Source organism: Streptomyces sp. NPDC034049 (genome assembly GCF_055575575.1).
Window position 1 is genome coordinate 662,525 of sequence record NZ_JBVISJ010000003.1, and the last position, 12,601, is coordinate 675,125.

Consider the following 12,601-nt stretch of genomic DNA (forward strand, 5'->3'; position numbering starts at 1 on the left):
ACGTCGCCCTGTCGAAGGAGACCGTGCCGTCTTCGAATGTCGCACCGCCGAAGTCGACGAAGCCGCCGGAGAACCTCGCCCTGCCGAAGTCGAGCCCGCCGCCGGAGAACCTCGCCCCGCGGAAGCTGACCCTGCCGTCGGCGAACACCGCCCCTGAGAGGTCCCCACCGTCGAACGTGACTTCCGTCAAATCGAAGTCGTGGCCCTGCCAGGAATGTGGGTGCTCGGGTTCCAGACGGAGGTGGTCGCGGATGAGCCGGATGATCGTGTGCCGCACTTCCCGCAGGGCCAAGTAGGCATGCCGGGCCACCGCCTCGCCCGTCGGGAGGTCGGCCTCGGCGGTGTAGGGCAGGCGGAGGTAGGCGCACAGGACGTCGATGCCGGTCTGGCGTAGGTCGCGGGTGGGGGCGTCGTCGGCGAGGCCGGCGAGGGCATGCACGCCGCCCAAGCGCACGGCCGCGGACTCCTCGCCGAGCTGGGCGACGGCGGTGGTAAAGCGTTCGGTGTGCAGGCGCGTGGTCTCCCGAAGGGCGCCGTCCTCGTCGACACGCTGGCGCCGGTAGGCCACGACTAGGGCGACCAGCGCGCCGGCCCCGGCGACCACGCCGAAGGACAGTTTCACCAGGTCGAACAGCGTCTTGGAGTCGATGCGGCGTTCGGGCTTCAGACCTTGAGCGCCGAGCAGGTCCCACCCCGTGTAGAACACCGTGGCGGCCACAAGGATCGAGGCGGTGAAGGTCAGGGCAAGAACGGTGCCGACCGGCCATAACCGTAGCCCGCGCCGCTGGGTCCAACGCTTGGGTAGATGCGCTCTCATGCACTGACAAGACCCCTCAAGGGGCTGTGCCGGTTGCGGAACCACGCCGACCGCAAGCAGCGCACCGCGGCGCGCAGCATTGCATCCGGATAAGCTCCCCATTTCTGGAGCCCAGAGAGGTCGTGACAGGCACTCACCCGAAGGCAGCTGGGGCCGCGGTCAGCTCTCCAGTCACAATTATGCCGAGTTCGTCAACAACAGCCCGAGACGCGCGGCGTACAGCCTGCACAGCGGACTGCTGTCACTCGACCCATTCGGGTGCGTCGAGTCCGTTGGCCAACTGGCGGGCGATGATGCCCAGCAGCCTTTCCTCGGCCTGTGAGTACAGACCTGCGGTGCGCGCGGTGACCTCTTCGACCACGCCCGGATGGGCCCCCTTCTCGGCAGGCGCAAGCTCAGCCAGGATGGCGGCTTATGAATGCGGGACTGGCTGCCGTAGTTGCTGGCGGATTCGGGTTGGTTGGGACATTGCTCGGCGGCGTTGCCGCTGCATGGGGCGGGAAGATGGCAGCAGAGAGGACAACGGCCGCAGCTCGACAACAAGCGCTGGATCAAGCAGTCACAGATCACGCACACTGGTTGCGGCAACAACGCCTGGAGGCTTACGAAGGCCTTCTCGACGCTTATGACGAGATGGCTCGCGCGTTGGTACAAGCTGGTGAACAGGCGGCAGATGTCGTGCCCCCCGAGCTCGTCGCCTCCGTGAAAGAGGCATCAGCCGCCCTTAGGGAACGCGTGCTGCGTGTGGCCATGGTGGGGCCAGCGGAGATGAGGGATCACGCCGAATCTCTTGCTGATTGGGCTCTTCTTGAGAGCTTCCATGCCGAGCTGGGAGAGCGGTGGAGCGACAGTGATCGCCAACGCGTAAGGAGCGTTTTGGCGCGTAGCTCCGACCTTCGGGAGCGATTCATCCGAGGTGCGTATGCAGTAGCGGCGTCTCCTCGGTCTGCTTCCGGACCCGTGTCCTAGTAGTGCTTGGTCAGGTTGATTCGCCGGCGGCGTGTCCGTTTGATCGGGTGTCGTTGACCGGGTGTGCTGGGTGGGGAGTTGGCCGCGGTCCGGTGTGATCTGGAGGACTCCGCGGCGGAGATGTGCGAGCCGTTCGCGCGGGCGGATCAGCGCCGGTGGGGCCAGGTGTATCTGCGGGGCCTGCTGCTGGACGGGCGGCGCAAGTCGGTGGAGCCGATGGCTGCCCGGCTGGGAGGGGACGGCAACCGGCAGGCCCTGGCGAACTTCATCACCACCAGCCCGTGGGACGCGGCGCATGTCCGCGCTCGCCTCGCCTGGCGGATGCAGCACGTGATCAAGCCGACCGCGCTGGGCGTCGATGACACCGGCTTCCTCAAGGACGGGGACGCCTCGGCGTGTGTGGCCCGGCAGTACACCGGCACCGCGGGCAAGGTCACCAACTGCCAGGTCGCAGTCTCGCTGCACCTGGCCGCCGACGACGCGTCGGCGGCTGTCGCAGCGCCCTGCCGCCTCGCCTCCCCCGTCCCCCCGTCCCCCGTCGCCCTCAGGCCCGATCGGCCGCGTTCTGTTCGTCCAGCGCCTCGTGGGCTCCTGGCGAAGGTGCCGGTGAGGCGTCTCGCCCCGGGCCGGTCGGCGTCCGCCCGCGCAGTCGGCCGGTCGTCCACATCGCCACCGGCTCCGTCCACCGCGTGGTCAGCGGGCCGACGATCACCAGGATGAGGACGTACGCCGTGGCCAGCGGGCCGAGGGAGGGTTCGATGCCGGCGGTGACGGCGAGCCCGGCGATGACGATGGAGAACTCGCCGCGTGCGACGAGCGTGCCGCCCGCCCGCCAGCGCCCCTTGGCGGAGATACCGGCCCGGCGCGCGGCCCAGTACCCGGTGGCGACCTTCGTCAGCGCGGTGACGAGGGCCAGGGCGAGGGCGGGCAGCAGCACCGGCGGGATGCTGGCGGGGTCGGTGTGCAGCCCGAAGAAGACGAAGAACACGGCGGCGAACAGGTCCCGGAGCGGCGCCAGCAGACTGTGCGCCCCCTCGGCCACCTCACCCGACAGCGCGATGCCGACGAGGAACGCGCCCACCGCCGCCGACACCTGCAACTGCTGCGCGAGCCCGGCGACGAGGAGCGTCAGGCCGAGGACGACGAGCAGCAGCTTCTCCGGGTCGTCGCTGGAGACGAACCGCGAGATGTGCCGCCCGTAGCGCACGGCCACCAGCAGGACGACCCCGGCGGTGCCGAGCGCGATGGCCAGCGTCGCGCTGCCCGCGGCGAGACCGGCCCCGGCCAGGAGCGCGGTGAGGATCGGCAGGTAGACGGCCATCGAGAGGTCTTCGAGGACCAGGATGCTGAGGATGACGGGGGTCTCGCGGTTGCCGAGTCGTCCGAGGTCGCCGAGGACCTTGGCGATGACGCCGGAGGAGGAGATCCAGGTGACGCCGGCGAGGACGACGGCGGCGACGGGCCCCCAGCCGAGGAGGAGGGCCATCACGGCACCGGGCAGGGCGTTGAGGGCGGCGTCGACGAGTCCGGCGGGGTACTGGGTCTTGAGGTTGGAGACGAGGTCGCTGGCGGTGTATTCCAGGCCGAGCATGAGCAGCAGCAGGATCACGCCGATCTCGGCGCCGATCGCGACGAACTCCTCGCTCGTCCCGAGCGGCAGCAACCCGCCCTCCCCGAAGGCGAGTCCGGCCAGCAGATACAGCGGGATGGGCGACAGCCGGAACCGTCCGGCGAACCGCCCCAGCAGCCCGAGTCCGAGGATGATCGCACCGAACTCGACCAGGAAGACGGCGGAGGAGTGCCCCGAGGACGACGACTGGGCGAAGAAGAGGTGGGCGGCGGGCTGACCGGTGACCTGGGCGGCGAAGTGCGTCACCGGCTCACGTCCGCCCGAGTATCGCGGCGGCCGTGTCCACACCCTCCCGGGTGCCGATCACGATGAGCGTGTCACCGCCGGCCAGCCGGAAGTCCGGCGTCGGCGACGGAATCGCCTCGGCCCGCCGCAGTACGGCCACGATGGAGGCGCCCGTCTCGGTCCGCATCCGGGTGTCGCCCAGGACCCGCCCGTTCCAGTGGGACGTCGAAGCCAGCTCGATCCGCTCCGCGACCAGCCCCAGCTCCGTGGTCGACAACAGGTTCGGGCTGTGGTGGTCCGGCGCCAGCGCGTCGATGAGCGCGGTCGCCTCACCCGAGGTGAGCCGGACCGACAGCGCGCACGCGTCCGGATCGTCCTGCCGGTACGCGCTCAGCGTCCGCGCACCGTCCCGATGAGCGACCACCGAGATCCGTCGCTGCTCCCTGGTCGTGAGGTCGTAGCGGACCCCGATACCGGGCAGCGGCGTACTGCTGAGGCGCGGAGCACCCACGGCTGGCCTCCTGTCTGATTCGGATATGCCATCGGACAACGGTCGGTGCCACCCTAACGAGACCCCGGAAAACGGCCTCCGGCCGTCAGGTCGGCCACCCGATGGAACAATCCCCCTTCACCCCGGGACCGGCCCACCCGCCCCGGCCGCGGGCTGACCGAAAGGAACCACCACCATGATCCCCTCGGGTGTCCCCACACCCCGCACAGCGGGCACCCCGACGGCACACGGCATACCCCTGCCTCCCGGTCCGGCGCGCCCCGTCCGGCGAGGCCCCCACGCCCCCGGAGCGTGCCCGTGATCCAGTGGGTGCCCCTGGGGAGCGGCCCCCGCCCCGTCCCCCAGCCCGTGGCCACCCCCTTGGTGTGGGCGACGGCCTTCGGGGGCGCGATGGCGTTGGTGGCCGTCCTGAACGCACTGGTGGGCACGGACCGCCCCGGCCTCGCCCTGGTGGCCCTGTCCCTGCTCTCCGCACTGCTCGGCGTCTACGCCCGCTTCATCGCGGCCCCCGGCACGGCGGCCCTGTGCTGGCTGTTCCTCAACGGCTTCGCCATCCCACCCGCAGGCGTCCTGACCTGGGCCAACCCGCGCGACACCTTCTGGCTGGTCTGCCTGCTCACCGCCGCCCTCACCGGCACGACCCTGGCCCGCCTCCTCCAGGCCCGCGCCGCCTACCGCCGCCTCACCACGGCCTCCGCCCCACCCACCCCCGAGCCACCGGACCGGCCCCCCACCCCCTGACCACGACGGCCCCCACACCCGCCCCGCGCACCCCGCCTCCTCGTACGCTGTCCCCGTGCCGCCGTCCTCCCGTCTGCATCGCGTCGCCGTCCTGGTGCTCGTGGGCGCGAAGCCGCTCGACGTCGGCATCCCGGCCCAGGTGTTCACGACGCGCGCGAGCATGCCGTACGAGGTGCGCGTGTGCGGGGCGACCCCGGGCCTCGTGACCGGCGGCGACGGCCTGTCGTACTCCGTCGCCCACGGCCTCGACGCGCTCGCGTGGGCGGACATCGTCTTCATCCCCGGCTACCGGTTCCCGGACCGCGACGACCCGCCGCGGGCCGTCGTCGACGCGCTGGTCGAGGCCCACGCCCGGGGCACACGGCTCGCCGCCATCTCGACGGGCGCCTTCGCGCTCGCCGCGACGGGCCTGCTCGACGGCAGACGCGCCACGACGCACTGGCACTACGCACGGGCGCTCGCGGCGAAGCACCCGCTCGTCCGGGTCGACGAGAACGTGCTGTTCGTCGACGAGGGCAGCGTGCTGACGTCGGCGGGCGCCGCCTCGGGCATCGACCTGTGCCTGCACATCCTGCGCGGCGACCTCGGCGTGGCCGCGTCGAACCACGCGGCCCGGCGCCTGGTCGCGGCCCCCTACCGCAGCGGCGGCCAGGCCCAGTACGTGCCGCGCAGCGTGCCGGAGCCGCTCGGCGAGCGGTTCGCCGCCACCCGCGAATGGGCGCTGCACCGGCTCGGCGAGCCCCTCACCCTGGAGATCCTCGCCGGGCACGCGGCGGTCTCGCCGCGCACGTTCTCGCGGCGCTTCGCCGAGGACACGGGGTACACGCCGATGCAGTGGGTGATGCGCGCCCGTATCGACGTGGCCCGTGAGCTGCTGGAGCGTTCGCAGCGCGGCGTCGAGCAGATCGCCGCCGACGTCGGTCTGGGCACCGGCGCGAATCTGCGGATGCACTTCCAGCGCATCCTCGGCACCACGCCCAGCGAGTACCGGCGCACCTTCACGCGGGGCGAGTAGCCCGCCGCTCCCGTGGCGCGATCCTTGTGAACCGTGGCGATCCCGCCGCTGTCCCGGCCGTGCGCCGCACGCGACGCTGGGGGCGAATCGAAGGGACACCATTCATGACTCGCATCGCGATCAACGGATTCGGCCGCATCGGACGCAATGTGCTGCGCGCACTGCTCGAACGCGACAGCGACCTCGGCGGCGGCCTCGACATCGTCGCCGTCAACGACCTCACGGAGCCCGCCACCCTCGCCCGGCTGCTCGCCTACGACAGCACGGCCGGCCGTCTCGGCCGTCCGGTGACCGTCGAGGGGAACACCCTCGTCGTCGACGGCCGCCGGATCACGGTGCTGGCCGAGCGGGAGCCCGCGCACCTGCCGTGGGCCGAACTCGGTGTCGACATCGTCCTGGAGGCCACCGGCCGCTTCACCTCGGCCAAGGCCGCGCGGGCCCACCTCGACGCGGGGGCGAGGAAGGTGCTCGTGAGCGCGCCGTCGGACGGCGCCGACGTCACCCTCGCGTACGGGGTCAACACCGACGCGTACGACCCGGACGTCCACACGATCGTCTCGAACGCCTCGTGCACGACCAACGCGCTCGCGCCGCTGGCCGCGGTGCTCGACGAGCTCGCCGGCATCGAGCACGGCTTCATGACGACGGTGCACGCGTACACGCAGGAGCAGAACCTCCAGGACGGCCCGCACCGCGACGCCCGCCGGGCCCGCGCCGCCGCCGTCAACATCGTGCCGACCACGACGGGCGCCGCGAAGGCGATCGGCCTGGTCCTGCCGAACCTGGACGGCAGGCTGTCCGGCGACTCGATCCGGGTGCCCGTCCCGGTCGGCTCGATCGTCGAACTCAACACGACCGTCGCCCGCGACGTGACCCGCGACGAGGTGCTGGCGGCGTACCGCGCGGCGGCGGAGGGCCCGCTCGCCGGCGTCCTCGAATACTCGGAGGACCCGCTCGTCTCCGCCGACATCACGGGCAACCCGGCCTCGTCGATCTTCGACTCGGCCCTCACCCGCGTCGACGGCCGCCACATCAAGGTGGTCGCCTGGTACGACAACGAGTGGGGCTTCTCGAACCGGGTGATCGACACCCTCACCCTCCTGGCCACGTCCTGACCCAGGAACAGAGGAAGGGCCCCACCGCGAACGGTGGGGCCCTTCTCCGTGAGCGGCGGCGTCTCAGCGCCGGCACTCAGCCGCCGTGACCGCACGGTCGTGCTTGTAGAACTTGAACACCGGCTGCCCGTTGCGGAGCACGTCTGAGGTGCCGTCGTAGTAGTAGTTCCGGTCCACGATGTCCCGCTGGGTGCCGTAGATGCCCCACTTGTCGTGGCCGTTCTTCTTGGTGCCGTCGTACCAGTTGTACTCGTCGATCCAGAAGTGCGGGTTGACGCGCACCACGCGCTTGATGGGCGCCGCGGTGAGCCACCCGGTCCGGCCGGGCGGGACGTCGATGCTGACGGAGCGGCCCCAGCCGACGGTCTTGGCGTAGGACCACGAGTACGAGAACTCGGCACCGAGCCCGACCCCGAACATCTTGCTGATGTTGGGGCTGACGCTGAGGCTGCCGTTCACCGTCTTCGTGGTGGTCGTCGTCGTGCTGTAGGACTGGTCGACCCGCTCGGTGGCGTTGCCGCCCTTCGAGCAGTTGGCCACCTCGTCGGAGTACGCGGTCTGCTTCCCCTCGTACGTCCAGGAGGACGACGCGGGGTAGAAGCAGTGGCCCTTGATCTCGCGCCAGCCCGGCTTCATGGCGTAGCGGTTCCCCGCCTTGCTGCCTCCGATGTACTGCCAGACCGGGCTCTTCCCCACGCTTCCGTGGTCTCTGTCGAGCAGCTGCTTGGTGTTGACGTTGTAGTACCAGACGCTCTGGCCGCCCCGGTTGGAGCCGTCCTGGCACATGTTGGGGAGCAGCGAGTCGTGAGCGCCGTTGACGTCCGTCGTCGCGCTCGCGGCGGGGGCGGAGGTGAGGGTCAGGCCGCTGATCGCCATACCGAAGGCGGCGCCTGTCAGAAGGCACTTCTTGATGGTGGGCACGATGTCTCTTGTCCTTGCGCGTCGGATGCGGGGGGACCACTCGTGTGCGGCCGGGCGGTCGGTAGCCGTGGGACCGGCTGCGAGCAGTCTTTTGCCGACGCGAGTTGGTGCCCAAGCCCGTCCGAGGGAGGAATCAACTCCTGCGCGACCCGGTGACCTGGTCCGGCGTCCCCGGAATCAATGGCCGCACACCTTGCGGTACGGCGCCTCGGGCACGTAGGTGCGCCACTGGGCGGGTGTCAGGTCGGCGCCGCCGGTGCGGGCGCAGATCCGGGCGACGGCCCGGGCGGGGTCGATGGTGTGGCGCTGGAGCGGGGCGTGGGCGCCGGCCGCGAGGACGGTCGTGCTGTCGGGGCTGAAGGCGAGGGACATGATGGCGTCGCCGGGGGTGGTCAGCGGGCCGCCGAGGGGTTGTTGGGTGGCGATGTCCCACAGCTGGAGCGTGCCGGCGTCGCCGCCGACGGCCAGGGTGCGGCCGTCGGGACTGACGGCGAGGGCACTGACCGCCTCGGCGGTGTCGCCGAGCGCGCTGGGGAAGACGTTGCGCAGCGTGCCCACGCGGTGTTTCAGGTCGCCGTCCCACAGGGTGACCCGCCCGGTCAGGTCGCCCGCCACGAGCCGGGAGCCGTCGGGGGCGAAGGCGAGGGCACCGGGCTCGCCGCCCTGGACGAGGCTGCGGACGACGGGGGCGGTGCCGGAGGGCGTGCCCGAGGACAGGCGCATCGAGCGGTCGGCGGTGACGAGGAGCCGTCCGTCGGGGCGGACGGCCAGCCCGGGGTCGGCCACGTCCGGGTACACGGCGGTCTGCCGGTGCCGTGCGGTGTCCCACACCTCGTCGACCAGGCCGCCGACGCCGGAGGTGCGCGTGGCGTACAGGGTGTGGCCGCCGGGGCCCAGGGCGAGTGTGACGACCGCTCCGTCGGACTGCCGCGTCGTCAGGTCCAGTGTGGTGCGGACGCGGCCGCGCGCCAGGTCCCAGAGGACGAACGGCTGGGACGCGACCGGACGGCCGGCCGCGGAGACGCCGTAGGCGAGCGTGCCGCCGTCGGGGCTGAAGGCCAGCAGCGGCGTGGTGTCCCGCGCGACGACCGGCTGCTCGGGGTCGCGCGAGACGGGCAGAGGCAGTGGCGGCGGCGTCCGCGGCACGGCCCCGGCGGGGCTCCCCCCGTTCGAGCGGAGCAGGGCGTGGGGGAGCGCGTCGCGCAGCCGGACACGGACGCCGGTGTCTCCGGTGCGTTCGGCGGTGGCGAGCGTACGGCCGTCCGGGCTGAGCAGCACCGAGTCCAGGGGGCGCTCGCGCCACGCGGTGCCGACGGCGCCCGCGAGGTCCAGCGTGTGGACGGTGCCGCCTTCGAGGTAGCGCAGCAGCGGCCGGCCGGGGTCCCAGGCGAGACCGCCGTAGAGACGCTCGTTGTGCAGAGGGTGGCGGAAGACCGGGGTGGGGTCCTCCGGGGTGGACGGGGCGAGGTCGTCCGGGGTGGACGGGTCGGGGTCGTCCGGGGCGGACGAGGCCGGGTGGCCCGTGACGGACGACGTGAGGCGCCACGCCCTGATCTCGTCGGCGTCGGCGGTCGCCAGGAACGTCCCGTCCGCGCTGAAGGCGAGAGCGTCCACGCCATGGCCCGGGAGGTCGGCGATCCGGCGCCCGGACGCGACGTCCCAGACGCGGACCCGGTCGGCGGAGGCCACGGCGAACCGGTCGGCGGCGCCGCCCGGACCGCCGAACACCAGCGTCGAGTAGTCGCCGCAGAGGGCGCCCGCGTCCTCCCAGGCGCCGGGCAGCGTGCGGCGGCGGGCGGTGTCCCACACCTGCGGTGCGCGGCCGGAGGGGCAGAGGGCCATCAGACGGCCGCCGGTGCTCGGCGCGACGTTCGCGAGGCCGGCGCCCCGGGTCTCGAACACCGGTGTGCCCTCGGTGGCCGAGTACAGCCGCACCAGGTCGTCGTCCGGACCGCTCACCGCGTAGCTGCGGCCGTCAGCGCCGAAGTCCACCGCGGAGTCGATCGGGAGGGCCGGCCCGGTCCACCGCCGGGCGGAGCTGTCCCACAGCCGTGTGCCGTCGTCCCCGATGATCAGGAGCAGCCGCCCGTCGGGGCCGGCTCCGACGAGCATCCCGTCGGGCAGCCGGCCCGAAGCGAGCGGGCGGTGCGTGGTCACGTCCCAGGAGCGCCAGGTGCCGCCGTCCTTGCCGAGCAGCGCGCGGCCGGAGCGGATGAGGAAGCGGGTGGGGTCGCCGCCGGGCGTCGGGTCGGTGAAGGCGTCCGTCTCGGGCTGGGCGAGGGCGCCGAGCAGGGCGCGGCGGGTCTCCGGCGACTCGGCGACGCGCCAGGCGGCGACGCCGAGCAGCTGGGCGGTGCGCGGGTCGGTGGTGCTCAGGGACTCGGCGACCTCCGCGACACGGCGGGCCGCCGCGTCGGTGCGACGCCGCTGGTTGTCGTGGTGCTCCGCCCAGGCGGCCAGCCCGGCCACCAGGGCGACGGCCAGGACGGCCGAGAGGGTGGCCAGCAGGGCCCGGGACCGCCGTGCGGCGCGGGCGGCGGCGCGGGACTCCGCCTCGCGACCGTCCAGCCCGGCGGTGAGGAATGCCCGCTCCGGCACGGTGAGCATGCTGTCGTCGTCCGCGAACAGCTCCTCCGCGCGCGCCAGCCGGGTGCCCCGGTACAGGGCGCCGGAGTCGCGGTCGTGCTCCAGCCAGGCGCGGGTGGCCTCAGCGAGGCGGCGGTGGTGGCGCAGCCGTTCGCGGTCCTCCTCGATCCAGCCGTGCAGCCGCGGCCAGCAGGTGATCAGCGCCTCGTGGGCGAGCTGGACACCGTCCTCGTCGGCGGTCAGCAGCCGGGCGCGGGTCAGCCGGTCCACGACCGCCGGTACCTCGGGCTCGGCCCACTGCGCCATCTCGGCCAGGGTGAGCGGACGCCGGGTGTCGGGGGTGCCCTGGCCCGGCTCGACCATCCGCAGCAGCAACTGCCGGGCGGTGCGGGCCTGCTCCGGTGACAGCTGCCCGTACACCTCCTCCGCGGTCGCCGCGATCGCGCCGCGCACCCCGCCCGCTGCCCGGTACCCGGCGAGGGTGAGCATCCGGCCCCGGCGCCGCCGCCATGTCTCCAGCAGGGCGTGCGAGAGCATCGGCAGGCCGCCGGGCTCGTCGAGCACCTCCTCGACGAGCCGCGCGGTCAGCTCCCGCTCGACGAGCAGGCCGACCGCCTGGGCGGGTTTGACCACCGCCTCCCGCAGTTCCTCCGCCCGCATCGGACCGACCAGCAGGGACGCGCGGCTCAGGGCGTCCGCCAGGTCCCGATGCTCGGCGCAGCGGGCGTAGAAGTCGGCGCGTACGGCGATCACCACCCGCACACGGCTGCCCGGGTCCCGGGCGGCGAGCAGCAGGTCGATGAACCGGCCGCGCTCCTCTCGGTCCCGGCAGAGGGTGAAGACCTCCTCGAACTGGTCCACCACCACCCAGCTGTCCGGCTCGTCCTCGGCCGGGGCGAGCAGACGGCCGTACGTGGTGGCGGGCCGTGGGCCCGGGGTGAGGATGCGCAGCACCGCCGGGCCGTCCTGCTCGGCGATCCTCTCCCGCATCCGGGGTATCAGCCCGGCCCGCAGCAGCGAGGACTTGCCGCTCCCGGACGGCCCGAACACGACCGCGAAGCGGTGGCCGCACACCAGTTCCCGCAGCTCCTCCGCCAACTGGTCCCGGCCGAAGAACAGCTCGCGGTCGTCCGGCTCGAAACGGGACAGTCCCCGGTACGGCGGCGCCGTGTCCCCGGCGTCGTCGAGCGCCTCCCCCGTGGCCTCGGCCTCGGCACGCTTCCAGCGGAGCTCCCACTCGCCGGGGTCGCCCCCGCAGGCGCGCACGTATCCCAGGACCGCGGCGAGCGACGGCAGCCGTGCCCCGGACGCGGCCTTGGACAACGCCGCCGCCGAGAACCCCGCCGTCTCGGCCATGGTCCGGTACGAGGGGCTGCCGGCGGCCCGGCGCAGCTCCCGCAGCTCATGGGCGAGGCGTGGCACGGGGCCGGCCGCGGGATCCAGCGGTCTCTCGGGACGCGCCACGCTATCCCCTCACTTCCGTCCGGATACCCCAGAGCGGCGAAAAGGCATTGGTAAGACGGCTAAACATATTTTCCTGACCGCTCCGCAGTCACCGGTTTCCACGGAGATGTGGCATTGACGACAGCCACGCCGAACACGAGCCCGACCGCGCGACGGCCTCGAAGAGGGTCGTGATGACGCGTTCTTCCCGGCTGCTCCTGGCCACCAGCCAGTCGTCCTACCAGCCGTCGAGCCCGGGGCCGCCGTGCCGCCGGGCGTGGGCGTGGTAGCCGAACAGGAAGCTCTCCACACGGGCGAGCATGGCCTTACCCACGAACATCTCGGGCCCTCGGCCACGAAGTCGGTCGCCCCCGATCCCAGAAGGCGGGGGCGGCGAACGGAGACGGAAACGGAGACGGACAACGACGAAGGGCCCCACCGCCAACGGTGGTGCCCTTCGACATCGTGCCCGGTGAGGCACTGGCGGAGGATACGAGATTCGAACTCGTGAGGGGTTGCCCCCAACACGCTTTCCACATGTTCGTCTGGGGGTTCGGCGAGGGTCGAGGGTGTTCTGACCTGCGGTGGAGCGGGTGCTGGTGGGAGTTTCGGACGCCGCCGGACGGGG

General features: G+C 72.5%; 8 protein-coding genes and 1 pseudogene. 4 read left to right on the forward strand and 5 right to left on the reverse strand.

Translation table 11 applies throughout. From position 1 onward, the window contains the following. On the reverse strand, positions 1-817 hold an 817-nt coding region (locus ACZ52C_RS12640), incomplete at its 3' end, for a pentapeptide repeat-containing protein (RefSeq protein ID WP_469074686.1). 1,089 nt (positions 818-1,906) lie between these two features. On the opposite strand from ACZ52C_RS12640, the pseudogene ACZ52C_RS12645 reads away from it, so the two are divergent. Continuing rightward, positions 1,907-2,389, forward strand: a pseudogene (locus tag ACZ52C_RS12645) (IS701 family transposase); the annotation flags it as partial. Here the strand turns inward: ACZ52C_RS12645 and ACZ52C_RS12650 are convergent. Both ACZ52C_RS12650 and ACZ52C_RS12655 read right to left on the reverse strand, forming a co-directional pair. Continuing rightward, the gene (locus tag ACZ52C_RS12650) at positions 2,331-3,569 is read right to left on the reverse strand and encodes a cation:proton antiporter (protein WP_469074808.1); all 1,239 of its coding nucleotides are present in this window, start codon (positions 3,567-3,569) and stop codon (positions 2,331-2,333) included. The pseudogene ACZ52C_RS12645 and the gene ACZ52C_RS12650 sit on opposite strands and share 59 nt — an antisense overlap. A gap of 97 nt (positions 3,570-3,666) precedes the next feature. Next, entirely contained in the window at positions 3,667-4,152 is a 486-nt protein-coding gene (locus ACZ52C_RS12655) for a cation:proton antiporter regulatory subunit (protein WP_469074687.1), read from the reverse strand. Positions 4,153-4,449: 297 nt separating this feature from the next. Between ACZ52C_RS12655 and ACZ52C_RS12660 the strand changes: the two genes are divergently transcribed. The 3 genes from ACZ52C_RS12660 (at position 4,450) to gap (ending at position 7,023) form a co-directional block, all read left to right on the forward strand. Next, complete coding sequence (locus ACZ52C_RS12660) at positions 4,450-4,893, forward strand: hypothetical protein (RefSeq protein WP_469074688.1); 444 nt, start codon at positions 4,450-4,452, stop codon at positions 4,891-4,893. A gap of 55 nt (positions 4,894-4,948) precedes the next feature. Further along, complete coding sequence (locus ACZ52C_RS12665) at positions 4,949-5,908, forward strand: GlxA family transcriptional regulator (protein ID WP_469074689.1); 960 nt, start codon at positions 4,949-4,951, stop codon at positions 5,906-5,908. Positions 5,909-6,012: 104 nt separating this feature from the next. After that, positions 6,013-7,023, forward strand: a complete 1,011-nt coding sequence (gene gap / locus ACZ52C_RS12670) for a type I glyceraldehyde-3-phosphate dehydrogenase (protein WP_469074690.1) — start codon at positions 6,013-6,015, stop codon at positions 7,021-7,023. Positions 7,024-7,086: 63 nt separating this feature from the next. On the opposite strand, the gene ACZ52C_RS12675 is transcribed toward gap, so the two are convergent. Both ACZ52C_RS12675 and ACZ52C_RS12680 read right to left on the reverse strand, forming a co-directional pair. Further along, a complete protein-coding gene (locus tag ACZ52C_RS12675; RefSeq protein WP_469074691.1) occupies positions 7,087-7,944 on the reverse strand; it encodes a hypothetical protein in 858 nt (285 codons plus the stop codon). Positions 7,945-8,121: 177 nt separating this feature from the next. Beyond that, complete coding sequence (locus tag ACZ52C_RS12680) at positions 8,122-11,994, reverse strand: nSTAND1 domain-containing NTPase (protein WP_469074692.1); 3,873 nt, start codon at positions 11,992-11,994, stop codon at positions 8,122-8,124. Between the last annotated feature and the right edge of the window lie 607 nt (positions 11,995-12,601).

Coding starts and splice junctions, on each gene's coding strand:
- gap (WP_469074690.1), top strand. CDS start 6,013: ATGACTCGCATCGCGATCAACGGATTCGGCCGCATCGGACGCAATGTG.